24 protein-coding genes are annotated in these 24674 nt (G+C 42.2%); 16 read left to right on the forward strand and 8 right to left on the reverse strand.

What is annotated here, in order from left to right:
• Positions 1-203 precede the first annotated feature (203 nt).
• Both P0106_RS03125 and P0106_RS03130 read right to left on the reverse strand, forming a co-directional pair.
• The gene (locus tag P0106_RS03125; RefSeq protein ID WP_014554395.1) at positions 204-2105 is read right to left on the reverse strand and encodes a DUF4838 domain-containing protein; all 1902 of its coding nucleotides are present in this window, start codon (positions 2103-2105) and stop codon (positions 204-206) included.
• Between the two features lie 5 nt (positions 2106-2110).
• Complete coding sequence (locus tag P0106_RS03130; protein WP_014554396.1) at positions 2111-3427, reverse strand: PTS sugar transporter subunit IIC; 1317 nt, start codon at positions 3425-3427, stop codon at positions 2111-2113.
• Between the two features lie 346 nt (positions 3428-3773).
• Here P0106_RS03130 and P0106_RS03135 point away from each other — a divergent pair, with 346 nt between their 5' ends.
• From P0106_RS03135 to P0106_RS03150, 4 genes are read left to right on the forward strand one after another with little or no spacing between them, the layout of a single operon-like run.
• A complete protein-coding gene (locus tag P0106_RS03135; protein WP_004113015.1) occupies positions 3774-5114 on the forward strand; it encodes an extracellular solute-binding protein in 1341 nt (446 codons plus the stop codon).
• Positions 5111-6064: a carbohydrate ABC transporter permease gene (locus P0106_RS03140; RefSeq protein ID WP_075038671.1), complete on the forward strand. Its 954-nt coding sequence runs from the start codon at positions 5111-5113 to the stop codon at positions 6062-6064. Before P0106_RS03135 ends, P0106_RS03140 begins: the two co-directional genes overlap by 4 nt.
• Positions 6061-6918 (forward strand): carbohydrate ABC transporter permease, encoded by an 858-nt coding sequence (locus tag P0106_RS03145; RefSeq protein WP_004113011.1) that lies wholly within the window; start codon positions 6061-6063, stop codon positions 6916-6918. Before P0106_RS03140 ends, P0106_RS03145 begins: the two co-directional genes overlap by 4 nt.
• A gap of 47 nt (positions 6919-6965) precedes the next feature.
• Entirely contained in the window at positions 6966-8078 is a 1113-nt protein-coding gene (locus tag P0106_RS03150; protein WP_016828784.1) for an ROK family transcriptional regulator, read from the forward strand.
• Between the two features lie 224 nt (positions 8079-8302).
• Here P0106_RS03150 and galE read toward each other — a convergent pair whose 3' ends face one another.
• Positions 8303-9313 (reverse strand): UDP-glucose 4-epimerase GalE, encoded by a 1011-nt coding sequence (gene galE / locus P0106_RS03155; protein WP_004114525.1) that lies wholly within the window; start codon positions 9311-9313, stop codon positions 8303-8305.
• Positions 9314-10170: 857 nt separating this feature from the next.
• Between galE and P0106_RS03160 the strand changes: the two genes are divergently transcribed.
• The 3 genes from P0106_RS03160 to P0106_RS03170 all read left to right on the forward strand — a co-directional run bounded on the left by P0106_RS03160 (position 10171) and on the right by P0106_RS03170 (position 13415).
• Complete coding sequence (locus P0106_RS03160; protein ID WP_473730432.1) at positions 10171-11577, forward strand: hypothetical protein; 1407 nt, start codon at positions 10171-10173, stop codon at positions 11575-11577.
• Between the two features lie 537 nt (positions 11578-12114).
• Positions 12115-12588, forward strand: coding sequence for a helix-turn-helix transcriptional regulator (locus tag P0106_RS03165; protein WP_004113003.1), 474 nt, complete (start codon positions 12115-12117; stop codon positions 12586-12588).
• A gap of 38 nt (positions 12589-12626) precedes the next feature.
• Positions 12627-13415, forward strand: a complete 789-nt coding sequence (locus P0106_RS03170; protein WP_473730433.1) for a zeta toxin family protein — start codon at positions 12627-12629, stop codon at positions 13413-13415.
• A 334-nt stretch (positions 13416-13749) separates the two neighbouring features.
• Here P0106_RS03170 and P0106_RS03175 read toward each other — a convergent pair whose 3' ends face one another.
• From P0106_RS03175 to P0106_RS03195, 5 genes are all read right to left on the reverse strand, one after another.
• Positions 13750-13824 carry a 50S ribosomal protein bL37 gene (locus P0106_RS03175; protein ID WP_369803150.1) on the reverse strand — a complete coding sequence of 25 codons (75 nt, stop codon included), beginning with the start codon at positions 13822-13824 and terminating at the stop codon, positions 13750-13752.
• Positions 13825-13926: 102 nt separating this feature from the next.
• A complete protein-coding gene (locus tag P0106_RS03180) occupies positions 13927-14886 on the reverse strand; it encodes an aldose 1-epimerase family protein (RefSeq protein ID WP_004112999.1) in 960 nt (319 codons plus the stop codon).
• A gap of 47 nt (positions 14887-14933) precedes the next feature.
• Entirely contained in the window at positions 14934-15434 is a 501-nt protein-coding gene (ybaK, locus tag P0106_RS03185; RefSeq protein ID WP_004112997.1) for a Cys-tRNA(Pro) deacylase, read from the reverse strand.
• A 110-nt stretch (positions 15435-15544) separates the two neighbouring features.
• Positions 15545-16600: a type I glyceraldehyde-3-phosphate dehydrogenase gene (gene gap / locus P0106_RS03190; RefSeq protein ID WP_004112995.1), complete on the reverse strand. Its 1056-nt coding sequence runs from the start codon at positions 16598-16600 to the stop codon at positions 15545-15547.
• Positions 16601-16775: 175 nt separating this feature from the next.
• Complete coding sequence (locus P0106_RS03195) at positions 16776-17513, reverse strand: thiamine diphosphokinase (protein ID WP_004112993.1); 738 nt, start codon at positions 17511-17513, stop codon at positions 16776-16778.
• A 301-nt stretch (positions 17514-17814) separates the two neighbouring features.
• Between P0106_RS03195 and infC the strand changes: the two genes are divergently transcribed.
• From infC to ssb, 9 genes are all read left to right on the forward strand, one after another.
• Complete coding sequence (gene infC, locus P0106_RS03200) at positions 17815-18549, forward strand: translation initiation factor IF-3 (protein WP_013399724.1); 735 nt, start codon at positions 17815-17817, stop codon at positions 18547-18549.
• Positions 18530-18724, forward strand: a complete 195-nt coding sequence (gene rpmI, locus P0106_RS03205) for a 50S ribosomal protein L35 (protein ID WP_004112988.1) — start codon at positions 18530-18532, stop codon at positions 18722-18724. The genes infC and rpmI overlap by 20 nt, the downstream gene beginning before the upstream one ends.
• A gap of 56 nt (positions 18725-18780) precedes the next feature.
• Positions 18781-19164: a 50S ribosomal protein L20 gene (gene rplT / locus P0106_RS03210; RefSeq protein ID WP_004114536.1), complete on the forward strand. Its 384-nt coding sequence runs from the start codon at positions 18781-18783 to the stop codon at positions 19162-19164.
• A gap of 368 nt (positions 19165-19532) precedes the next feature.
• Positions 19533-19826, forward strand: a complete 294-nt coding sequence (locus P0106_RS03215) for an ACT domain-containing protein (RefSeq protein WP_004112985.1) — start codon at positions 19533-19535, stop codon at positions 19824-19826.
• Positions 19827-19845: 19 nt separating this feature from the next.
• Positions 19846-21210, forward strand: a complete 1365-nt coding sequence (locus P0106_RS03220) for a PFL family protein (RefSeq protein WP_075038750.1) — start codon at positions 19846-19848, stop codon at positions 21208-21210.
• A gap of 81 nt (positions 21211-21291) precedes the next feature.
• Positions 21292-22314 (forward strand): ribokinase, encoded by a 1023-nt coding sequence (locus tag P0106_RS03225; protein WP_004114540.1) that lies wholly within the window; start codon positions 21292-21294, stop codon positions 22312-22314.
• 67 nt (positions 22315-22381) lie between these two features.
• The gene (locus P0106_RS03230; protein ID WP_004112979.1) at positions 22382-23398 is read left to right on the forward strand and encodes a ribose-phosphate diphosphokinase; all 1017 of its coding nucleotides are present in this window, start codon (positions 22382-22384) and stop codon (positions 23396-23398) included.
• 172 nt (positions 23399-23570) lie between these two features.
• The gene (gene rpsF, locus P0106_RS03235; RefSeq protein ID WP_004112977.1) at positions 23571-23867 is read left to right on the forward strand and encodes a 30S ribosomal protein S6; all 297 of its coding nucleotides are present in this window, start codon (positions 23571-23573) and stop codon (positions 23865-23867) included.
• A 74-nt stretch (positions 23868-23941) separates the two neighbouring features.
• Entirely contained in the window at positions 23942-24583 is a 642-nt protein-coding gene (gene ssb, locus P0106_RS03240) for a single-stranded DNA-binding protein (RefSeq protein WP_004112976.1), read from the forward strand.
• The last annotated feature ends 91 nt before the right edge of the window (positions 24584-24674 follow it).

Genomic DNA, 24674 nt, shown 5'->3' on the forward strand with positions numbered 1-24674 from the left:
TATCTGCCTTAAATGGTGTATGCCTTAAGTAGTATCGCCTTAAAGATTGTGTATAAATATTGTGCATAAATAGCATATAACGTATAAACAAATAATATATAAACAAAATGTGCCTTTGAAAGTCTCTACTTGTTTTTCAACCTGTAGAAACAATCAAAGGCACTTCTTAATGGTAATTTATTGATCTTTTGGATTATTTTTGATTAAAGCTTGAATCCAGCGTAGTTTTTAGCTACTTCGATTACTCTGTAAACATCAAGATTCGGTTGAATATTGTTTTCTTCCCTTCTAATAAAATCAAGGAATTCGTACCAATATTGTTGGGCTTGTTCGTTGTGTCCGCAAGAAATTTCTCGCAATGCTTGGGAAAGTTTCTTAACGTATTCACGATGCCAAGAGAGAAGCAACCATTCGTTAGCAATGTGACCAGTTTCATTACTTATCTGTTTAGAAATAGTTGTTACCATTGAGTCCGCTAGGCAAGCAATGGCATTGAACTGTTCGCTTTGCTTTAGATTAATTCTTTCACCAATGGCGTTGAAATAATCGCATGAAGAAAGGTAAGAAACGGTTTGCAGCCAATCTACAGCAGTTTTCCAACTATTGCCATACAGTGATGCAAAGTATTCTTGCTTTATATCATCGTAAGTGCGCGTATTGTTCCACAACATGGATCCCATAACATAATTAGGGAAATTATGTGGGAATCCTGCTCGAAGCTCTTGGCAAGAAATGTATCCATCTAATCCTAACTTACTAAGATGTGCAATATCGCGGTAAATAGTTGAACTTATAGCCATGTATCCTAAATCGCCATAATGTGCTCGTCCGAGTGGATAATCGTACACAAATCCATCTCCTTGGAAGGCTTTTTTCCAAGAAAACAGGTAGCTTAGATTTTCTTCTAGCGAGTTCGGCATAACTGTATTGTTGCGATTGTAGGCTTCAGTTTGTGGAATACCATTCTTGTAGTCAACGTCTGCGTAACTTTTTTCAAACGTTCTACTAATTGGTGCAAACATCATGGTGAAACGTTCTGGATTAGCAATTTTCGCATGCTCTGGTGCAAACAATAATTCGTGGTAAAGCAAGAAGCAAATATGAGTGTCCAAACCTTTTTCCGTAAGTTTTTTGTCAAGCGCGTTAAGAAAATCAACGTACTGATCGGAAGGGAATGTCTTTTTGCATTCTTCACATTCACAAATATTGTTGCAAGCGTCAGACAGCCATACGTGCAGATAATCTACGTCTGAATGTTCTTGAGCATACGATACAACAATATCAACAAGTTGCTTAGTTACTTCTGGATTTGCAAAATCTAGACTCGTTAATATTGGAGCGCCGTTAAACAGTTCTCGTTTCCCTGCAATTTCGGCTACTAGTGGTTTCTTGTCTTCTGGAAGACTAACGCCTGATTCCCATCCGTATTTTGAGGAGTATCCTAGAACTTCACCAGTCCAACCATGTCCAACTCTATGCTGAACAATACCGCGCTTGTGCATTGCTTCATCAACAGAATCACTCATTTGTTGCGCAATCTCAATGCTGAATGGCTCTTTCTCTTGATACGGATTAAACTCGTGCTCATACCAACGTTTGAGGAATGGGTAAGGGTTTTCAAATTGTATAAAGAAGCTATTCATGCCAATTTTAGGAAGCCAATCAATGAAATCGACTATGTTCTCAATCTTGTCGGCTCCTTCGATGCATACGCCTCTATGAGCAAAACTTGCCGTTTCATCAAGTTGAATATTTGCCTTTTCAAAGTCTTCTTCGCTAAGAGAAGGTAGTATTTCGTTGCTTCTGCCTGGTCTTAGGAATCTTGCTCCAAACTCGTAAGCAAACCTGTAAACGGCAATTAATAGTGCTACATCTGTATTAGCGTGAATTGAGATTTTTGCGCTAGTCACTTTCAAGCTAAAAGCATCTTTTAGATTCGCACGTTGCTTCTGCTCGTCGGATAAAAGCTTGAAATCTGCCTCTTCTAGTGTGCTTGCAGGCGTTATTTTCATGCCAAACATTCTTTTGCAGAGGCGTTCCATCTCATTGTAAATAAATTCACCAGTATTAGGATTAGCTTGAACATATAGTGTCTTAGACAACATGTTAATTAATCCTCCTTAGAAGTAGCGCTGTTCTTGCTATCCATTAAATCCTTTTCAGCCTTAGAATGAGCTGCGTCTGCTGCCTTGAAGAATGGGAAGTAGATTATAAAGGATAGTACTACAAGCAGTGCTTGTAATATAGCACCTTGCCAGCTTCCTGTAGCAAGGAATCCGCCGATGATTGGTGGAGTCGTCCATGGTAGTGCGACACCAGTGGTGTAAGGAACTAATCCTGTTGCCATAGCGCCGTATGTTACTACAGCATTGATGATAGGCGTAAAGATGAATGGGAAGATCATAATAGGATTGAGAACGGTTGGGAAGCTGAAGAGGATAGCAGTGTTGATGTTGAACAATGCTGGTATGCCTGAAATGCGACCCAATGTTTTGTATTCGCGGCTCCTTGAGAAGAAGAGAAGGCAGAGCGCAAGACCGATTGTTGCTCCGCCGCCACCCATGTACACGAACAAATCCATGAACGGTGCAGTGATGATGTTAGGAAGCGCGTGACCAGCTTGCAAAGCAATACGATTGGCGTCGGCTTGCTGAAGCCAGATTGGGTTCATAACAGAACCAACAACTTGACCGCCGTTTACGCCACAGAACCAGAATACGGAGTTTAGGAGTACGGCAACGAATGTTCCTGGAAGTGTTGCACCAATAAGAGCTAATGGAGTTCCAACTATAATAGCGAGAAGATTATTGAGGCTGCCAATTCCTGTGACTTGCAAAACTTTTGTTACTATTGCAAATAGAACAATTATTACTGTTCCTGGCACGAGTGCTGCAAACGAATGTCCAACAGCTTCTGGAACGCTTTTTGGCATTTTAATTGTGAATTTACGTTGAATAAACTGGCGATATATTTCTGCGGTTATGAAGGCTATAACAATTGCTGTGAATAAACCTTTTCCGCCAATAAGTCCGTAAGGAATGCCGTTTGCTCCTTCTTTGCTTGCGATTGGTGGAGTTACGAGAAGGAATGCGCCGATTGCAAGAACTCCTGCAGAAGGTCCGTCTGTTTTGTATGATTCTGCAAGTCTGTATGAAATTCCAAATGCGGTTGCTAGACCGATTAATCCAAAGGAATTGTTTGCCATAGTGCTAAGTAAAGCATCTAATTCGCCGTGTGTGTGAAGCCATTTGGTCCACGCTTCAATAGGGAAGCTTCCAATTAATGTGAAAATGGAACCAATAAGTACAAGAGGCATTGCCATAAGCACGCCTTCACGCAATGCTTTCAAATGCCGTTGTGCTGCGACTTTTTCACCAAACGGCGCAAGTTTATTGGACAAAAAATCCATCATCGTATTTCTAGCCATTTTTATCCTTTGTTTGTTGTTCATCAATGAACTTTTTGTTTGGCTTATGTTATGTATAGGGTTCTTCACTGAACATATTTAGTTCGCTTTACTTTCTAATTATTGGTTAAAAAATAAAGTATATCTATCATCGCATTTAAATTATCAAAAATCAAACTTTGTCGTCGAATCGTTTTAATTCCAACAGTTATGAGCGTGTCGCTCTTTGTCTTATAAACTATTTGATTCATTTTTTGCATGTATTTTACAAAATTTAATAAGTGCGGAAATCGTACTTATGAAGGTGTAGAATAGTAATACGGCTTAAGCAATGGTGCGAAGCCAAATATGTTTTCAAGGAGCGCGCATGAGACGAATATACGGAAAGTGTACTGCTTATGCGGTTATTACGCTAGCAATGGCAATAATGCTTAGTGGATGCTCTATAGGAGCGCCAACAAGCAGTGTATCTTCCCAATCCTCATCCAAAAATGGCATAACAGTGTGGGTTATGCAAGACGATTTTACAAAAGAAACACTTAACGCAATCAACAAACAGTTTGAAGCACAAACAGGCGTGCGAGTACATGTACAAGTTCAGCCCTGGGACGGTATTTCTACAAAACTTACAACTGCATTATCTACATCGCGTCCGCCAGATGTTGTTGATATTGGTAATACAAAAATAGCGGATTTTGCAGCAAGTGGAGGATTACTAGATATAACAGAACACGAAAAAATGCTTTCACAAGGTAAACGTTGGCTTAAAGGATTACGAGAGCCAGCTATTTATAAAGATAAGCTGTATGCTGTCCCAGCATTTGCGGCATCTAGAGTTGTTATTTACAACAAACGCATATGGTCTTCAGCTGGAATAACAAATCAGCCAACAACTTTTACTCAGCTGATTTCTGCACTTAACACAATAAAACAAGCTCACAAAAATGAAGCGGATTTTAGTGCAATGTATCTTCCAGGACAGAATTGGTTTGCTGGAATGCAATTTGTTTGGGATTGTGGTGGAAGCTTAGCTTCATTCAATGGAATGCAATGGCATTCGTCTGCAATAAGTAAGAAAACCTTACAAGGACTTAAAAAATGGGCAGATTTTCAAAACGCGTTCTCAACAGAAGCATCAAGATCTGCTGAAATAAATAATCCTGATCAAGCGCAAATACTCGCTCAACAAAAAGCTTCAGCAGTATTGACAAATAGTGCAGCTGTTACAAAGGCAATCTCAATTAATCCATCTCTTTCTAGAAAAGATTTTGCTACATTTCCAATGCCAAGCGTAAATGGTAAGGGTATACAACCTTCTGTTCTTGCTGGTTCAGACTGGGCAATACCGTCTAGAAGTAGCAACGTTGCGTTGGCGTTAAAATGGATACGCATTGCTGCAAGCCCTTTAATTCAGCGTAAGTGGATTGTGGAACACGATGGTTGGCTTCCTAATAGTATTGACTTGTTGGATGAATATTTACATTCTCGCGATTTAGACGAGGTGCAAAAAGGATTCTTCGAAACAGCTAGAGTATCTCAATCAACTCCTGCAGCTCCTGGATGGTCGACTATCGAAGCAGATGGTTCTCTTAAAGAATTATTCGCTTCATCTGCTATGTCTGCAAAATCTGTTTTGCAAGCAGCACGCGTATTTCATGACCATGCACAAGAGATTTTCTCTCATAATCAGGTTGGTGGTGACTTATGAGGCTCCTAAAAGTTAGCAAAAATTATAGTAGTAGATGTGCTAGTAAATCTGCTAGTAACAGTGCTAGTAAAATAGTTCCAGTTCTAATGCTACTTCCAGCTTGCATATTACTTATAGTGTTGGTTATTTTGCCTCTACTTATGCTTGTTGTAGCATCTCTTAGCAATTTTAATGCTAGATCGTTGTTTACTGGAGAATTCGAGTTCGTTGGCATTCAGCAATATTTAGCTCTTTTTGCAGACAAAGGATTCTACTATTCTCTAGGAATCACAATTGCTTTTGCTGCATTTCTCGTTATTACTAGCGTGCTCATAGGGATGTGGGTTGCGCAAACCATGTTTAAACAATCTGCAGTAGTAAGGGTGATTATGTCCATTGTTCTTGTAGCTGCATGGGCAATGCCTAATGTTGCTGCTGCATTAGTGTTTAAATGGATGTTTCAACCTGGTTATGGAGTAGTAGGTTGGCTGTTAACTCAGTTAAAAATTTTTGGCAATATTCGCAATCTTTCGTGGACTAGTAACACGAATTTAGCTTTTTGCTGTATTGGATTAATAATCGTATGGCAGGCTGTTCCATATATTGCTATTACCTTATATGCGGCACAAAAGCAGATTGCTCCTGAATATGCTGAGGCTGCGGCAGTTGACGGAGCTTCAAAAACGCGTATATATTGGCAAATTACAGTACCTATATTGGCTCCACAATTAACGGCTATAACCATACTTTCTTGCATATGGGATTTCAACGTATTTAATCAAATATGGTTACTCACTCAGGGCGGTCCTCGTGAATCTACTGCAACCGTTGGAGTTTTTACATATAAGAAAGCATTTATTAATTTTTCTATTGGACAAGGCTCTGCAATAAGCGTGGTAACTACTCTGATACTCTTTTTTGCCACGGTTTACTATATTAGACGACTTCTAAAGAATGGTGATGAGCTATGAAGATAGTTACCTTATTGGATTTGCTTCGTAGGCGCGTTACATTGAATAAAATTATTAACACGTTGCTTGCTTTTGTGTTTATTATTGTATGGATTTTCCCCGTGTATTGGATGTGTGTTACGGCATTTTCACCTCGAAACGAAGTTCTACAATCCAAGCCAACTTTGTTACCAAGTCACTGGTCGTTTGAACATATGCATGATGCTTTTTCTTCTGATTCAATGCTTTCATATGCTTGCAATAGTCTGTTGGTAACAGTGTTGAGTGTAGTTATTGCGGTTATTGTAGCGTTTTTGGCTTGTGCTGCTTTAACTATGCACGCGTTTGCTGGCAGAAAGCTTATTATGGCTGCTGTGATTGTTGTGCAAATGATTCCAGCAACAGCAATTCTTATACCACAATTCATTGTTTTCAATCGTTTTGGAATGCTTGATACTTACGTTGGTTTAGTTTTAGCTTATGTTACTGCTGTGCTTCCAGTGGCAATTTGGAATTTGCGAGGATTTTTCTTGGCTATGCCAATGTCTATTTTTGAATCAGCTCGTGTTGAAGGTGCTAGTGAATGGCAAATTTTGTGGAGGATTACATTTCCGCTTGCAGCTCCAGGGATTATCGCAACATCAGTATTTGCTTGTATTCACGCATGGAATGATTATTTAATAGCGTATACTTTTATGAAAACTCAAGAAAAATACACTCTTCCTGTATGGTTGGCGTCATTTGCTACACCTTCAGGAGTTGATGTTGGTGCTCAGATGGCTGCATCTCTGATTTTCTCTGTGCCAGTGATTGTTTTCTTCTTGATTATTCAACATGGTCTTACGTTTGGTTCTATGCAAGGCGCAATAAAATGATAAAAATAAATAATTACCTAGTGTGGGAATCTTAGGAGAAACAAAGAATGAAAGACTCTGATGATTCGCGTAATAGATTGATCTCATTTACGCCAGAAGATATTCGTAAGAAGAATCGTTGTAATGTTTTAAATCTTCTTTACTCAAATTATATTCTTTCGAGATCTGATGTGGCAAAATTAACTGGTATATCTAAATCGTCTGCATCCGCAGTGGTAGAATCCTTGATTTCCGACGGTCTTGTAAAAGAAGGCAAAACAAAGTCTGCAACGTGCCCTGGTAAGCCTGCAGTTTTATTGCATTTATGCGAGAATTCTAGGCAAATAATAGTTGTTGACATTGCTGGAGAGAATACGATTGTTGGAGCTATAACAAATCTTGTTGGAAATGTTATAGAGCGTATTCAAACTCCGATTCGTTTAGATGACAAGCTTTCTGTAGATGATATTGTGTCTTTAATCGTTGATTTGCGTAAAAAGACTACGGCACCACTATTGGGAATTGGTATCTCATCTCCTGGAGTTATTGACGATGAAGGGAAAATTCTATCAGCACCTCATCTAGGTTGGAAAAATGTTACACTGGCGGATGATTTGCGAAAAATATTTAATGTTCCGGTTCGTGTTGATAATAATGCTAATGCTGCAGCCTTGGGAGAAAAACAACTTGCTAATGGATCGAGTAATTTAATATACATACAAATCGCTCGTGGTGTTGGTGCAGGAACACTGATTTCTAATAAGATTGTTGACGGCGGAAAATTTACTGCAGGCGAAATTGGACATGTTGTTGTTGATGAAGATGGTCTTTTATGTCGTTGTGGTAAACGAGGATGTTTGGAAACACTTATATCGATTCCGCGTTTGCAACAGCGTATTGCGGATGCTCCATCGGAAAAAGATAGGATTATTACTCAGGCTGGAACTTCTTTGGGTAAGATATTAGCCATTCCTATAGCTATGAATGGTATTGAAGATGTGGTAGTAAATGGTGATAGCAGTATTATTAACGATACTTTTATTGCTAATATGCAGTTTGCGATTAACAGCAGGATTGATAGCAAGCTATTTGGGGCTGTAAGAGTGCGATTCCCAGCATTAAAACAAGATGCGTCATTGCTTGGAGAAAGTGTAGCTGTTATGCGAAGCGAACTTTGTTGATGCGTGTTGATGTATGCATTAGTGTGTTTGTGTGCTTAGTGGTTTTGTGTTAATTGTTGGCTGGTTGGCAATAATGCAAATTTAAATAATTATAAATCATAATGTAAATAGCTCCTTCGTTTATAAACATATGTTGTGATTTAGATTCATATGTTGCGTTTTACGAAGGAGCTATTTTGTTTATGTGTCTTTGTTTATGCGTCTTTATTTTTATGTATCTTGTTTTAGTCTTGCTGCTTCCAAGTATCAACGTCAATATGATGTTCTGGATTTGCTTGCCAAGCTTTCCATGCAGATTCAACTATGTCTTGCACGTTGTATTTTGCATGCCATCCCATTTCTTCGTTGATTCGCTTCGGGCTGCCAATTAGCTGAGGTGGGTCGCCAGCTCTACGATCTAGAATTGCCTCTTTAAATGGCAATTTCGTAACTTTGCGAATCTCTTCAACAATCTGGCGCACTGATGTGCCCTTTCCAGTACCAACGTTAAACGCATCGTACTTGCGCTCGTCGCGATCCAAGTATGATAGTGCAGCAATGTGTGCATCTGCAAGATCGGAAACATGAATGTAGTCGCGAATGCAAGTGCCGTCTGGAGTATGGTAGTCGCTGCCAAAAATTGCAGGCGCTTTGCCTTTCTGTAAACGTTCAAGAAGCATAGGAATAAGGTTCAGTATAGCTGGATCTTCTAGCTCAACAGGTCCGCAGCCTGCAACGTTAAAGTAGCGTAGGGCGCAGAAGCGAATGCCGTATGGTTTTTCACATGCCCGTGCCATCCATTCGCCGAAGAGCTTTGTTTGACCATATGGGTTAATTGGAAGCATTGGTACAACGTCTTCTGGAACAACCTCTACAGGAGGCTCGCCGTATGTTGCAGCACTAGACGAGAACACGAGTTTTTTTGCTCCACTTTGTCGCATAGCTTCTAAAACATTAAGCATGCCGTTTATATTCTGCTGATAGTACCAAAGCGGCTTTTCTACAGATTCCCCAACCTGCTTGCGCGCTGCAAAGTGAATAACGGAGTCAACATTTTCATCCTTCATGATTTGTGCAAGTCGCGCACCAGCGTCTGGAGAAGATATATCCATTCCATAAAGTCGCGCGCCTTCGATGCGAGTTGGTTTGCCATAGCTAAGGTCATCCACTACGACGACGTTTTGCTTGGCTTGATGTAGTGCGTGAACAACGTGTGCGCCAATGTACCCGCATCCACCTGTTACAAGGACTGTCATTTTGAAGCCTTTCTTGCATGTTTTACGCAAAAGTATTGCATAAGATTTGTTATACGAACTTGGTTGTATAAGGTCGCTATATATTTTTTAAGGCAAAAAATCATCATATAAAGCAAAAGCTGAAATAGAAAGATTGAAAAACATACAGATTGTGATATGCACATTTTCCATCAGTTCTGTGTTCATTTTTGCTCATATATGTTATCTTTTGTGATTTTAGTATACAACACTTGCTCGAGAATTTGTACTTTTGCAGCAAATTTTTAGAAGCAATGCGGGAATCGAAGTGCATTCGCGCGCTACGCTTTGAGCGCGAAGGCAGGTATCGCGTCCGTGTTTGTTTCTATTTTGCTAAAAAAGGGAACAAACGCGGGAATCTAGTTGGGTGTGATTGCCTTGTAGCATGGCATTTCGTTTGATGTTGGTTTGTGTTGGCGTGGCGCTGTGTGGCGCTGCATGGTGTCGGCGTGTTGCGTGTGTGATGTGTGTGGAATGTTGATTTTTCAATGGTTTTATAGTGTTAGTGTTCTTGTTCGAGTAGTTTCCTGAGAAAAGTCTGGGAAAATTCTTTAAAAACCTTGAAACAATGTGTTTTTACGGTTTTATTAGTGTTAATCCACAAATATTATGATGAAAATAGTTTTTATTGTGGATTAGTTTGTGTATAACATTATTTTTTTCTGTTTGTTTTGTGTGATTGCCTCTTGACTTTTTTAAACGGGGGGGGGGTATGTTAATAACAGCTGCTAGCTAGATGCTCTAGATGGTGGTTATCCACAATATTTCGGAATGTTGTTGGATGTTTAAAATTTCTCTTCGCGTGTTTTACGTGGAGGAGAAGAAGAAAGGAAATTAAAATGATGAATAAGAAGGCTATCGCCGCTTTCGCTGCTGGCGCAACTTTGCTTGCCGGCTTCGCAATGGCAACCCCAGCATTCGCTGGTGCCAAAGGTGATGCTCTTGCTGATGCTGTACAAATTCATGAGGCTAACAAGACTCTTCGTGAAAGCCAGCGTGCTGTGAGAACTGCAGAGATAAGTTTGGTCAAGCTTCAAAGCGCCCAAGCTGCAGCTAAGACGGCTTATGAGAATGCTAAAACCAAGTTTGATGCTGCTAAGAAGGCTGCAGAAGCTGCTAAGAAGGCAGTGGAAGATGGCTTGACTGCTTATCTTGGAAAACATGTTAACGATAAGGATTTCGATAAGACTAAAGCTACTGCAGAATATGAGCAGTCTGAAGAATACAAGAGTTTAGATAAGGCTAATGCTGAAGCTGAAGCGAAGCTTAAGGATGGCAATACTCTTGAGAAGAAAGCTGAAGATTTGAAGACTGCTCTTGATGCTGCTGATGCTAAGGTTACAGCTCAGACTGAGGCTGTTGCTGCTGCTAAGGCTCAGGTTGAAGCCAATCAGCGTTATTTGAACGCGTTGCGTGGTGTGAATCCAGGCGGTGAGACTAAGCCAGATCAGACTAAGCCTGGTGAGACCAAGCCAGATCAGACTAAGCCAGATCAGACTAAGCCAGATCAGACTAAACCTGTTCAGACTGCTGATCCATCTAAGTCTGCTGCTTCTGCTGAGTTGATGCGTACTCAGGTTGTGCTTGCTGAGGCTGATGCTACTAATAAGGATGCTCAGGAGAAGTTTGTTAAGGCTAAGGCTGATTTTGAGGCTGCTAAGACTCAGATGGCTGCTTTGGATGCTCAGGTGAAGTCTGCTGCTGATCGTGAAGAGGCTCTTCGCGTGGCTGGTAAGACTGATACTGATGCTTACAAGGCTGCTGTTATTGATTTGAAGGCTGCTCAGTCTAAGGCTAATGCTTATAGGACTCATGAGTATGCTGATGCTGAGAAGAATTTCGGAGAGAAGAGTGGTAAGGCTTTGCTTGCTGCTACTGCTTATAATACTGCTCTTGTGAATTATCGTGCTGCTTTTAATAAGGCTGTTGAGGTTGAGGCTTCTGCTGTTAAGGGCTTTGCTGATCCTAACACTTTGAACCCAGTTTCTACTGATTTCCCTGCTGCTTCTGCTGCTGCTAAGGCTGAGGCTAAGAAGGTTGAGGCTAAGGCTCAGACTGCTGCTCCAGCCGCTGGTAAGGCTGGTGCCGCTGCTGCTGCTAAGGGTGAGCTTGCTGCTAAGGGTGGCAATGGTCATGGTAAGTCTGGCGAGAAGCTTGGTAATGCTGGTGTTGGTGTTGCTTTGACTGCTTTGGCTGCTTCTATGCTTGCTGGTATGGGTGCTGCTGTTCGCAAGATGCGTCACTAAGTTAAAAAGCACGTTAAGTGTTATCGGTGAGCGTGCTGCGTATTTTTCAGTGCGCTCACTTCTATGATTTTGCTCTCAACTGTGGTAGTTTTCTTTGATTTCTATCGCAAGTTTTCTTACAGGATTGCATTACTGGTTTTTACTGTTTTGCTTAATTTCCTTTTTTCGCAGTGGATTCTGGTGATACTGGTTTTGTGAGTTGACTGTTGAGGGTAATTAGCAGTGCTGTTTTTGCTAGGGACAGTAATAGTGCTGTGATTATTAAGGGCTTGGAGATAGATGCTACTAGGGGCGTCAACTCTCCGAGCCTTTTTGTTTTCTTTAAATCTTTTATTTTGGCTTATGACCCTTTTTATTTTCAATTATTGAGCAATTTAATATTTTTGTATGTGTTGTGAGAGTTTAAAAATTTTGTAAAGATTTTGCACCAAAATTGGTGCTTCAATGTTTTTTGTTATATGCTTATATCACAAATAAATCTTAAATCTTAATTTTGAATTAATTGTTATTGCAGATTTTTTATAAAAGGGCGTATATATGGTTTCTGTGAATATTCGAGCACTACGTCGCTCAAAAAAAATAACTCAACAAGAGTTAGCTGAAGCATTAGGAGTATCTCGTAATAGCATTGTGCGATACGAAAATGGTACAAGTGCTATTTCAACTAGGTTAATAGATAAGATTTGTGATAAATTCAAGGTTTCTCTTTTTGATATCGTACATGAAAAAGAATTATCTGCATCTGATAAATACGATTTGAATATGAAGATTGAAGTTTTAAAGGAGCGTGGCGCACTTTTACTGGCTCGTTTATATAAATACGAGGATAGTATGAATATACAATTTGATGATTCTTCTAATGCATGGATTGCAATTAGTGATGATTTATCAGATGTAATTAATACAAAGATTTATACATCTACAAATTTTGAAGATATAAATCGTTATATCGGATATTTAGATGGCATAGAACGCTTGCTTGAATACGTAAGTTGCAATAAAAATAGTTAACAATCTTATAGAAAAATATGGGTAAGTGTGATTTTGCTATGGTTATAGAAGATTTTAGCGAAGAGTATTTTACTCACTGTTTGTTAAGAAATTTACGTTCTTTACAAATGTATAAGCATGCAGATTTGCATCCTAAGGCGGTTTTACTCGGTGGTCAAAGTGGTGCTGGCAAAACGACCATTCATGTAATAAAACAAAAAGAATTTAACTGTAACATAATAATCCTTGATGCTGATAGCTATAGGACTCAACACCCTTATTATTGCGAGTTGCTTGATAAATACGGTAAAGAAAGTGTTAAATATACGAGTGCTTTTTCAGCAAAAATGGTGAGAAGCTTAATTGATGAGTTAAGTTCTAAAAAATATAATCTCATAATTGAAGGTACTTTGCGCAGTGTTGAAGTTCCTAGTAGTACTGCGAAAATGTTGATAGATCGTGGTTACCGTGTTTCTCTTGCTGTCATTGCAACAAAACCTGAATTGTCATGGATCAGTACGCTGATTCGCTACAGGGAAATGTATTTGGAAGATCCTAAAAGTGCTAGGGCAACTCTTAAGGATCATCACGACAATATTGTGAACAATATAGTAGATAACTTGTTGAAATTAGAACAATCGAAAATATTTGACAGAATTCAGATTTACAAGCGAGACGAAAAATGTATATATGATTCTGATTCGTATAAAAATAGTCCAAATATTACAGCAGCTAGTGTTCTTAAGGAAGTGCTCTTTGGCAAGAAAACTATTGATGAGAAAAAGTTGATTTGCCACGCTAAGAATAGGTTGAATGAACTAGACAAGTTGATAGATAAAAGTTTGTAGAATTTGCAGAGACTTGCATTAGCGCGGCTGATTTGCGCGAGTGGGTTATTTTGTAGTATTTTTGTTTTTTTTTTATCCCGCATTTGTTCCCATATTTGGCGTTTTGATAAACAAATGCGGGGTAAGAGATAGGCAGAGTGAAGAGTTGTGGTGTAAAAAATTCAGATAAGCGGCAAAAGGTGTGTCAACAAATCGAGTTTTCGTTGAAATATCAAGAAAGACTTGTCGTAGTTAATATAAAAAACGAGCATGTCCACAATAAAAGTGAATATGCTCGTTTTTTTTTTTTAAATAGTTTAAAATCACCAAAAATAAAGGTTAATAAATCACTAACTTAAGCATTTGGTCTTTTGCCGTGATTTGCTGCCTTTTTGCGGCGTGCCTTGCGCTTACGTCCACGCATACCCATAATAAACTCCTAACGATTAAAATGAACAACCTTAGGGATTATCGCACATTGCCAAGACGTTCAAGCTTTTGTCTTTCACCAGATGTCACATATATGCAGCTATCACATATTCTCAATCAGAGGTGAAATTCTAAATTGGTTAACAACAGTTTCCTGTGGTGCTATAACAGTCAAGTCTGTTCCTGTGTTAAATGCATTCGCATACGCCGTCTGTGGTTCTACAGCAACTCCGCAAGGATGCTTGTCTGCAGGGAAACCAGTTGCAGTGCACACTTGGAATGATGTTACGCTTTTGTCGCCTTTCACCGCTATTTGTAAGTCGTCAGCTCGCGTAAAAATCGCAGTAGTCCACTCATCGTCATCCCTAATTAAATCAGTCCAAGCATCATCAAATGGCTGATTAACTAAAAATGGATTATCGCGTAAATCAAATCGCGTTCCGTCTACGCTTTCTGTACCAACTGGTATTAAACGTTCATTTGCGCGCACATGCGTTTTTGCAGGAAGTTTAAGCTTGCACTTAGAGTTTAGTTGATCAATCTCGTCTCCATGCCCTTGTAATCCGTTGCACAGCCAAGGGTGCATTGCAGCAGCCCATGGAGCATCATCATTGCCATGATTGGTTGTATTCAACGTTAAATGAATCCCATAATCGTCAAGCTCCCAAGTGGCTATTGTAACAATGTCAAAAGGATATCCTTCCATATTTGGTGATCGCCATAAAAGACTCACACTGGATTGTGTAACGCTTAAAGTTTGCCAGTATGAGCGGTATCCGTAGCCGTGTAAAGCTGTGTCTCTATCTCGCTCGTCGATAGGCAGAGTATAAGACGCGTTTTGGAACTTGTAAGACGCTTTATCTACACGATTTGGGAAAGGAATAAGTATTTGTCCATTGTAGCAAGGCGGTAACTCGTCAGCCTCAAATGGCACAACAATATCACTATTTCTCCAAGTAAAATTGCGTAGTGCAGCTCCAAGTTGTGTTATTGTAGCCTTGTAATCTTTGTGGCAAATCGTGTATTGGTTGCCTGTTCGCGGTGGTAGCGAATACGATTTCATAAATCACCCCTATGTGAAAACGTTTTTAATAATACGAATTGTATTACTTAAGCCAATATATCTGCTACGGTTGCGTTAAGCAAGCTAACTAAATCGTTTGGATTTAGAACAACATCAAGACCGCGTTTGCCTCCAGAAACAAGAATCTCATCAAAGTGCATAACACTAGCATCCAGAACGGTTTCGTGATGAGTACGCTGACCAAATGGGCTGATTCCGCCAACCACGTAGCCGCTTTCGCGTTGGGCTACATCTGGGCTTGTCATACTGGCTTTTTTGGCATTTACTGCGCTAGCAATCGCCTTCATACTCAATCTACCGTTTACTGGCACAATCCCAACTACGCGTTTTTCCCCAGTGTCTACCATAAGTGTTTTGCACACTTGTTCAGCATTTACGCCTAATTTTTGCGCTGCTTCCATGCCATACCCATCATCCATGTGGTCTGCATCGTGCTCATAGTCAACAACGCGGAACGTAATTCCAGCGTTTTCTAACTGTGCGATTGCTGGCGTTGCTTTACCTGTCGTAGCATGTTTTTTGCTCATTTTTACCCCCCGTGTGCAAAATGTTTTGCGAAAACCCCCTGCGATGAGTCATCGCAAGGGGTTTATAGCTTTTATTTAAGCTTTATTAGCTTTACCGTGTTTCGCTAACTTTACTCAGCAATCTCAGCGAAGTAAAGCAAGGTGCGAATCATGTTAGCAGTAAAGCCGTACTCGTTATCGTAGAAGGTAACGGTACGAGCCAAAGTTACGCCGTCAACAGTGTTAACATCGGTCTGAGTTGGATCGAAAACGCCACCGTGGGTGTCGCCAATAATATCGGAAGACACAATGCTATCGGCATTGTAACCGAAGTATTCGCAGTTTTCGAATGCCTTCTTAAAGGCTTCGTTGATTTCTTCGGTGGTTGCTGGCTTCTCGAGAACAGTGGTCAACTCGGTAACAGATCCATCTGGAACCTGAATACGCTGAGCATGACCCTGAAGCTTTCCGTTAACCTCTGGAACAACCTTGCCGATTGCCTTAGCAGCACCAGTGGAGTGCTCGATGGTGTTGCAAGCTGCAGAACGGTTGTTGCGTGGCTTGGAGCCGCGTGGGCCGTCGAGAATCATCTGGGTGCCAGTGTAAGCGTGGATGGTGGTCATGAAGCCAGACTTAATACCCCAGTTATCCTGCAAAAGCTTAACCATTGCAGCCATGGAGTTAGTTGTGCAAGAGCCAGCGGACACAATGTTGTCGGTTGGCTTCAAAATGTCTTGGTTCACACCAAACACAACGGTTGGGGTGGTTTCGTCTTTAGCAGGAGCGGAGATAAGAACCTTCTTAGCTCCAGCGTTCAAGTGAGCCTGGGACTTTTCTGCAGAAGTGTAGAAACCAGTGCACTCGAGCACGAACTCAACGCCATCGTTCTTAACCCATGGAATATTGTTTGCGTCTTTTTCAGCGTAAACCTTGTAAGTCTTACCATCTACGACGATTGCGTCTTCTGTGGAGGTAACCTCAACTGGGGTGCCGTCGTCGTGGCGGAAAGTGCCATGAGTGCTGTCGTACTTAAGCAAGTAAGCAAGCATCGAAGGAGTGGTCAGATCGTTGATGGCTGCGACTTCGATATCGCCAGCTTGACCGCCACGAGCCTGAAGCTCAAAAATACGACGGAATGCCAAACGGCCGATACGTCCAAAGCCGTTAATACCAATCTTGACTGTCATATGGGATCTCCCTTGAGTGAAACCTTAACGCATAGTTCTAGCGATTTTTCGCGATTTTTAACAATACGTTTTGGTCTTCGTTATTTAAACTAACATGTTCATTTTAATGTGCGGTATGTACGACGCATTACGAGGCATTTTTGCTCTCTACACCGCAAATTTGCGATTATTTACGCTATTTTGATGGCACAGCGAGAGCGCTTGAAATGCTAGTGTTTATATCTCCCAAATCGCCAACTGGCCGCTTAAACCAGCTGACTTGCGGCAGTGGAGCATCTATAGGGAATGTGATTACAAGAGTGCCTTCATGAACGTCAATATGTGCAGGAGTATCGTTTAGTAACTCGTTGCTTAAGCCTTGAACGGCATCACCATACATAGTTGCGTGCTGAAGTTGATATTTAAGACCAATCTCGTTTACATCGCTAGAAACGGGCGTGTGTGAGAACACAGAAACCATGCGGCCTTCGTGACCATTAGATGCAGGAAAGTCAAGAGAACCGTTGTGAATTGCTGTAACAATCGTGCCGTCTCCATACAAGAATCCAATTCCGCCTCTAACGGCAAGTCGAACCATAAGCTGAATATTGGAAATCGTGTGATCGACGCGACCGCCTAAGCCGCCAAAAATATGGAATTCTCTAGAACCTTTAGCCCAGCCAACTTTAAGAGCAGAAAGCAAATCTGGATCATCTTTTTCGGCGGGAAGTCGTGTAATGGCAGCATCTGTTGGAAGCTTTAAGCGCACAGAATCAAAGTCACCAATTAGAGCATCAACATGCAAGCCGAGTCTGCACGCATGGTCCCAGCCACCATCTGCCGCAATAGTTAAAGCGCGATCAGGAACATGTTCGCGCGTATGGTCGTAATAATCTCCAGCTGCTAAAACAACGCAGCGCTTTAAAGGCTCCATAGTCTCATAATATCGCGCGCGTGGAATTGCGTTTATTTTGCGTGTTTTACTGCGATTTGTTTAGTATTTTTGAGCACGGTTGATTATTGGCATTGATTAATGTCAAGGCTCCAAGTAGAATAGACATTTGGCTTGAGTAATCAAGAAAGTGGTATATCCCACCTGGAAGCCCAAAGTGGTTTCGGGTTCATGACTTCGGTCACGTGGCATTTATTTATTGCTACAAAGCCGCACGGCTATGAATTTAGGTTGCGTGCTTATTTTGATTGATGTGTGAACTTGAATTTATCTTTGCCTTTTGGTGTGCTGTTCCACTGTTTTAACAAGGATTGGAGTCATCATTAGCGACGAACCACGCATTAACGAAGAGATTCGCGTCTCCCAGGTACGCCTTATCGGTCCGAAAGGCGAGCAAGTGGGGGTCATCGCGACCTCGGTAGCGTTGAACCTGGCAAAGGAAGCGAACCTCGATCTCGTCGAGGTGGCACCTACTGCTAAGCCTCCTGTAGCCAAGCTTATTGACTACGGTAAGTACAAGTACAACGAGAAGATTAAGGCTCGTGAAGCGCGTCGTAATCAAAGCACAGCTGAGATTAAGGAAATTCGTTTCCGACTCAAGATTGATGATCATGATTTCGATGTTAAGAAGGGTCATGTTCTTCGATTCCTAAATGGCGGCGATAAGGTTAAAGTCACCATTATGCTGCGTGGTCGCGAGCAATCGCGTCCTATCGGCGGAGTTGAGTTATTGCGTAGGCTTGCAGATGAGGTTTCCGAAAGTGGAACTATTGAGTTTGCCCCTAAGCAGGAGGGTCGTAACATAATAATGACTCTCGCTCCTAAGGGCAAGAAGATTCATACTCAGTCTGAGCAGCGTCGTAGAGGCGCTGAATCGCGCGCAGAACGTCAGGCTCGCCAGGCAGCGCGTCTTGCAGCAAAGCAAGGAACTCAGGATGCGGCAGCAGTCGCAGCACAAGCTTCTGTAGAATCTGATCAGAATCATAAGGAGGGCAGCAATGCCGAAGATGAAAACTAATTCCGCAGCGTCCAAGCGCGTTCGCCTTACCGGCACCGGTAAGGTAATGCACGATGGTAGCGCAATGCGCCACAACTTGGAGCATAAGTCTGCTCGCAAGCGTCGTGCTTTGTCTGCAGATAAAGTTTTGGCTACAGCACAGAGCAAGAATTTGAAGGGCTTGCTGGCTAAGTAAGTTGCAGTAAAGCAAAGACGCAATTAAAGATTTTTTAAGAAAGCTGAGGAATACTTATGGCACGAGTAAAGCGCGCAGTTAATGCTCACAAGAAGCGTCGCGTTGTTCTTGATAGGGCTTCGGGTTATCGCGGTCAGCGTTCCCGTCTTTATCGTAAGGCAAAGGAACAGCTGCTTCACTCATTTACTTACAACTTCCGCGACCGCAAGGCTCGCAAGGGCGACTTCCGCAAGTTGTGGATTCAGCGTATTAACGCTGCAGTTCGCGCAGAAGGAATCACCTACAACCGCTTCATTCAGGGCTTGCGTTTGGCTGGCATCGAACTGGATCGCCGCGCTTTGGCTGAGCTCGCTGTTAGCGACGTTGAAACCTTCAAGGCAATCGTTGAAGCTGCTAAGGCTGCTTTGCCAGCTGATGTGAATGCTCCAGTAGAAGCCTGATTTAGTTTGATTTAGCCTGTTCGGTCTGACTATTCTAGCTAAGCTGACTAGTCAGGCTAAATAGATTAGACTGAATAGATTAAGCTAAATAGATAGTTTAGCTAGGTTTTTATATTAAACCCGCCCATTGTGGCGGGTTTTTGTATAAGTATTTTGCATATGTATTATGTATGTTGCGTTTTATACATAACGGGCAATAGTATAAGCATTGAGCAAAAACCAGCGCTTTACTAGAGCGAAACAGATCAGGTGACGTGCTGATGAGTCGCCAGCAACCGTCGGTCGGTAAGGGTTTTGCGCCTAATAAAAATAAAAAATAAAAAAATAATAAGACCAATAAAAGAGAAAAATCGCCAATAGGAGTGATTATGAACACCACTAATCATGATGAAAACAAAGCCGTAATCACCGTAGTAGGCAAAGATGCCGTAGGAATCATAGCCAAAGTAACATCACATTTAGCAAGCCGCAAAGCGAATATCCTAGACATATCTCAAACAATCGTCAATGGCTTTTTTAACATGATGATGATTGTAGACGTAAATGAAATAAGCGTAGAATTTGGCGAATTAGCGGAAGAACTAGCAAAACTAGGCGAAGAAATCGGCGTTCGCATACACTGCCAGCGCGCGGAAATTTTTACAAACATGCACAGAATCTAGGTATTAGTAGGAGAAACCCATGCTAAACATTATGGAAGTGAGCGAAACAAACTCAATGATCGAGCAAGAAAAACTCGACGTTAGAACCATAACAATGGGAATAAACCTGCTAGATTGTACGGACTCGAACGTGCAAAAAGTGTGCGAAAACGTGTACAACAAAATTACGCGCATTGCAAAAGACTTAGTCAGCACGGGCTGCGCGATTGAACGCGACTACGGAATTCCTATTGTGAACAAGCGCATAACCGTAACACCAATAAGCCTAGTTGGAGCTTCTGCGTGCAAAAGCCCAGACGATTTTGTGCAAATTGCGCACGCGCTAGACAGAGCAGCTAAAAAAGTTGGAGTGGATCTAATCGGCGGATACTCAGCGCTGCCTGCAAAATCCATGACAACAGCCGACCGCATGCTTATAGAATCATTGCCAAAAGCCTTGAGTGAGACAGATATTGTGTGCTCAAGCGCAAACGTAGGTTCCACACGCACTGGAATTGACATGGATTGCGTGGAGTTACTTGGGCGAGTAATCAAACAAATCGCACAGGCAACTGCAGACCGAGACTCCTACGGATGCGTGAAGTTCGTAGCATTCTGCAACGCTCCAGACGATAATCCGTTTATGGCAGGTGGATTCCACGGCGTAACAGAAGGAGACGCTGTGATAAACGTTGGCGTATCTGGACCAGGCGTGGTTTCGCGCGCGCTAGACGAGGCGCGCGGGAAGGATTTTGCGTTCTTGTGCGAAACGATTAAGCGTACGGCTTTTAAGATTACGCGAGTAGGCCAGTTGGTTGCGCAAGAGGCATCTAGAAGGCTAGGGGTGCCATTTGGCATAATCGACTTGTCGCTTGCGCCAACACCAGCCGTGGGAGATTCCGTAGGCGAAGTCTTAGAAAAAATCGGACTTTCTACTGTTGGCGCTCCTGGCACAACAGCCGCTCTTGCAATGCTTAATGATCAAGTTAAAAAAGGCGGAATAATGGCTAGCAGCTACGTTGGTGGGCTTTCTGGCGCGTTTATACCTGTTTCGGAAGACGCAAACATGATTGCTGCGGCAAAGTCAGGCTGCCTTAGAATAGAAAAGCTAGAAGCAATGACGTGTGTATGCTCTGTAGGCTTAGACATGATTGCAATTCCTGGAAGCACAACAGCTGCAACAATATCTGGAATGATAGCGGATGAGGCAGCAATAGGAATGATAAATCAAAAAACAACTGCTGTGCGCATAATCCCTGTGGAAGGGAAAAGCGTTGGGCAAATGGCCAATTTTGGCGGTTTAATGGGGTATGCTCCGATTATGCCAGTAAACACCGAAAGCTGCGAGGAATTCGTTTCGCGCGGTGGGCGAATTCCAGCGCCTGTGCATAGCTTTAAAAATTAGGGCGATGTCGTCTAAAAATGACGACGTCTAAAATTGTGTGAATATCTGTGAATATTTATGAATATTTATGAAAGGGTTTCTATGATAGAAAAAACTACTCCGTTAAGCAACGAAAATCTTGCTAACGCGCTTAAAAAAATAGGCGAAAGTCAAAATCATGTTGCTGTAGTAGGTTCCATGAACGCAGATTACACAATAGTTGCCGACCGTCTTCCAAATCCTGGAGAAACTGTAAACGGAAGTGATTTGCGAGTACTACCAGGAGGAAAATCTGGGAATCAAGCCGTTTCTGCAGCAAAAATCGGCGCGAATGTGCAAATGTTTGGTGCTGTAGGCAGCGACGAAAACGCAGAATTCCTTCTTAACACGCTAGAATCTGCAGGTGTAGACACGTCTAAAATTTTACGTGTAGAAGGCATAAAAAGTGGCGCAACAGTAATAACAGTAGATGCAAAAGCTGGCGAAAACACAATCGTCTATGCTCCAGGTTCTAATGCAAAAGTAAGTGTGGAATATATTAGTCAAGAAGATGTTAAGAAGGCTATTAGCAGTGCAAGCGTTTTAGGATTGTGCCTTGAAAGCCCAATGGAAACTGTAACGGAGGCTGCAAAAATTGCGCGCACAGCTGGCGTAAAAGTTTTACTTAATAATTCGCCTTTTGTAAGCGAGCTGCCACGCGAGTTGATTGAAAACGCAAGCATACTGCTTGTAAACGAGCATGAAATGGCGCAATTACTTAAAATTCACGAGCCAGAAGATGGCAATTGGGATGATTTTGACTGGTTTGATGCGGCGCGCATTATGCACGAGTATGGTTTCGACGAGGCAGTTGTGACTCTTGGTGCAGAAGGCTCTGTTGTTTTAGATTACAATGCGGAAGATGGTAAAAAGGCTGTTCGCATATGCCCGCAAAAAGTTTCTGCAGTAGACACCACGGGATGCGGTGACGCATTTATGGGAACCGTTTTGGCAGGACTTGCAGCTGGATTTAGTCTAGCTCAAAGTGCGCAAGTGGCAACATATGTTTCTGCGTACGCAGCAACAGGATTTGGAGCGCAATCGTCTTACGGCAGCGCGCAACAGGTGGTTCGTGCGTTTGAGTAGTGGCGCTGTATGCTGATAGACTAGGTTAGTATGCGTTTTTACAGATTTTGCAAATGGGAAGGCAGATATGTCAACAATTCTTGAAGGCACTCCAAAAAAGCAAATGATGCTGGTAACGGGTAGAGCGTATCCGCAACTTGCGGAAGAAACTGCCAAATACCTTGGAATAGACGTTCTAGAAACAACTGCCTACGATTTTGCAAACGGAGAAATGTATGTGCGCTTTACGCAGCCAGTTCGAGGCGCAGACGTTTTTGTTTTGCAAGCGCACACCGATCCAATCAACAATTGGATTATGGAACAGCTGCTTATGGTTGACTCTTTAAGGCGAGCATCCGCTAGAAGCATAAACGTTGTAGCACCTTTCTTTGGGTATTCGCGTCAAGATAAAAAGCATCAAGGTCGTGAGCCAATTACAGCGCGACTTATGTTTGACTTATTCCGTTCCGCTGGAGCTAAAAGGATTCTTACCGTTGACATGCACGCGGCTCAAGAGCAGGGATTCTTCGACGGACCTGTAGACCACTTAACAGCAATGCCAGTGTTGATTGATTACGTTCGTAACACTATGAGCCTAGAAAACACTACGATTGTTTCCCCAGACGCTGGACGAATCAAGGTTTCGGAGCAGTGGGCCGCAAAGCTTGGTGGATTGCCGTTAGCGTTTATTCACAAAACTCGAGATACAACAAGGCCAAATCACGCGGAAGCGCACGGAATTATTGGCGATATTCAAGACAGAGATTGCATTGTTGTAGACGATATGATTGACACGGCCGGCACGATTTGTGAAGCTGTGCGCACGCTTAGAGGAGCAGGTGCGAAGTCTGTTACTTTGGTGGCAACTCATGCGCTTCTTTCAGGACCTGCCGTAGAGCGACTTAAAGGTTGCGGAGCTCGCGAAATCATTTTGACAGACACTGTTCCTGTTCCAGAAGAAAAGCGCTTAGAGAATATGACGGTTCTTTCGATTGCACCTCTTCTTGCTGCTGGAATTAGGTCTGTGTTCAGGTCTGGATCGCTTGTTTCGCTTAGAAACGCACTTCCAGAAGACATGAAGCACAGAAATATTTACGCTCATTAGTGTTGTTGATTAGCTGCGCGGTGGCGAGTCGCCAGCATGATGTAGACTTAATAGGTTGTTCGTAAAATTAAATATGCAAAAAATATTGCGTAATAACTTAATTTGCGAACGATTTGCAAACACACTCCTGCTGTGGAAATTCCACAGCCGAATAGTCCGAAGGAGGTGGGTGATGTCTGCACATAAGTATGAACTGATGTTCATTGCCGATCCAGAGCTTGATGAGCGCGGTCTTAAGAAGTTGACCGAGCAGTATCTTGAGCTTGTCACCAAAGAGGGCGGTTCCGTTGACGGTACCGACTACTGGGGTCGTCGTAAGCTTGCCTATGAGATTGACGGCAAGACTGAAGGCAACTACGTTGTAGTGAATTACACTGCTGAGCCAGCTCTTAGCGACGAGCTTGACCGTGTTTTGAATCTTAACGAATCTGTAGTCCGCACGAAGATTCTTCGCAAGGACGCAAAGTAAAGTCAAAATAAAGTTGGATTTTTGTTCTAAAATCTCAAAGTAAGAAAAGTCTTAAAGTAGGGAATGAGGCTGCAATGGCTGGAGAAACTGTTATAACGGTGATTGGAAATTTGGCTAAAGAGCCAGAAACTGCCACCAGTTCTAACGGCAGTGTTAGAACTTCTTTCACGATTGTGTCTAATTCTTCGACTTTTGACAGAAGAACAAATAGCTACATTAATGGCACACCATTATCGCTTAGATGTGTTGCATGGGGAGACTTAGCTGAGCATTGCGCGCAAACGCTTACAAAGGGAATGCGTGTTATTGTTCAGGGAAGATTGCGTGCAAACAACTACGTTGATAAAAACAGCAACGAAAAGCGATACAGCATCGATTTGATGATTGACGAAATTGGGCCATCCCTGCGATTTGCTACTGCTCAAGTTAATCGTTTGAGCTCTAAAGGCGGTTTTGCTGGGAACAATAATGGATTCAATCAGGGCGCTGGTGCTGGAGCTGGTATGAATGCTGGTGGATACACTGGCGGTTATGCTGGCGGCGCGAATTATGCGAATAGTGCGGCTGCTGGTGCTGGAATGAATGCGCAAAATGGCGCTAATCAGGGCGTAAACGTTGAAGACCCGTGGAGTGCTTCTGCTCCATCAAATGGCGGATTTGCAACGTTTGGAGCCAGCTCCGATTTTGGTGGATCAGACGAAGAGCCAGAGTTCTAGTTTACTAGCTTACTAGGCGAGATAATGGCGGTTAATCCGCGGTTGCTTGCGACTATCTAGTTGGGCGCTTGTTAGTCTAATCTAAAACATA

The organism is Gardnerella sp. c11Ua_71, from assembly GCF_055818025.1.

Coding starts and splice junctions, on each gene's coding strand:
- P0106_RS03130 (WP_014554396.1), bottom strand. CDS start 3,427: ATGGCTAGAAATACGATGATGGATTTTTTGTCCAATAAACTTGCGCCG.
- P0106_RS03165 (WP_004113003.1), top strand. CDS start 12,115: ATGGTTTCTGTGAATATTCGAGCACTACGTCGCTCAAAAAAAATAACT.
- P0106_RS03215 (WP_004112985.1), top strand. CDS start 19,533: ATGAACACCACTAATCATGATGAAAACAAAGCCGTAATCACCGTAGTA.
- P0106_RS03180 (WP_004112999.1), bottom strand. CDS start 14,886: ATGAAATCGTATTCGCTACCACCGCGAACAGGCAACCAATACACGATT.
- P0106_RS03195 (WP_004112993.1), bottom strand. CDS start 17,513: ATGGAGCCTTTAAAGCGCTGCGTTGTTTTAGCAGCTGGAGATTATTAC.
- P0106_RS03170 (WP_473730433.1), top strand. CDS start 12,627: ATGGTTATAGAAGATTTTAGCGAAGAGTATTTTACTCACTGTTTGTTA.
- ybaK (WP_004112997.1), bottom strand. CDS start 15,434: ATGAGCAAAAAACATGCTACGACAGGTAAAGCAACGCCAGCAATCGCA.
- rpsF (WP_004112977.1), top strand. CDS start 23,571: ATGTCTGCACATAAGTATGAACTGATGTTCATTGCCGATCCAGAGCTT.
- P0106_RS03140 (WP_075038671.1), top strand. CDS start 5,111: ATGAGGCTCCTAAAAGTTAGCAAAAATTATAGTAGTAGATGTGCTAGT.
- P0106_RS03225 (WP_004114540.1), top strand. CDS start 21,292: ATGATAGAAAAAACTACTCCGTTAAGCAACGAAAATCTTGCTAACGCG.
- P0106_RS03150 (WP_016828784.1), top strand. CDS start 6,966: ATGAAAGACTCTGATGATTCGCGTAATAGATTGATCTCATTTACGCCA.
- P0106_RS03145 (WP_004113011.1), top strand. CDS start 6,061: ATGAAGATAGTTACCTTATTGGATTTGCTTCGTAGGCGCGTTACATTG.
- P0106_RS03160 (WP_473730432.1), top strand. CDS start 10,171: ATGATGAATAAGAAGGCTATCGCCGCTTTCGCTGCTGGCGCAACTTTG.
- ssb (WP_004112976.1), top strand. CDS start 23,942: ATGGCTGGAGAAACTGTTATAACGGTGATTGGAAATTTGGCTAAAGAG.
- P0106_RS03220 (WP_075038750.1), top strand. CDS start 19,846: ATGCTAAACATTATGGAAGTGAGCGAAACAAACTCAATGATCGAGCAA.
- P0106_RS03125 (WP_014554395.1), bottom strand. CDS start 2,105: ATGTTGTCTAAGACACTATATGTTCAAGCTAATCCTAATACTGGTGAA.
- P0106_RS03230 (WP_004112979.1), top strand. CDS start 22,382: ATGTCAACAATTCTTGAAGGCACTCCAAAAAAGCAAATGATGCTGGTA.
- rplT (WP_004114536.1), top strand. CDS start 18,781: ATGGCACGAGTAAAGCGCGCAGTTAATGCTCACAAGAAGCGTCGCGTT.
- P0106_RS03135 (WP_004113015.1), top strand. CDS start 3,774: ATGAGACGAATATACGGAAAGTGTACTGCTTATGCGGTTATTACGCTA.
- galE (WP_004114525.1), bottom strand. CDS start 9,313: ATGACAGTCCTTGTAACAGGTGGATGCGGGTACATTGGCGCACACGTT.
- rpmI (WP_004112988.1), top strand. CDS start 18,530: ATGCCGAAGATGAAAACTAATTCCGCAGCGTCCAAGCGCGTTCGCCTT.
- gap (WP_004112995.1), bottom strand. CDS start 16,600: ATGACAGTCAAGATTGGTATTAACGGCTTTGGACGTATCGGCCGTTTG.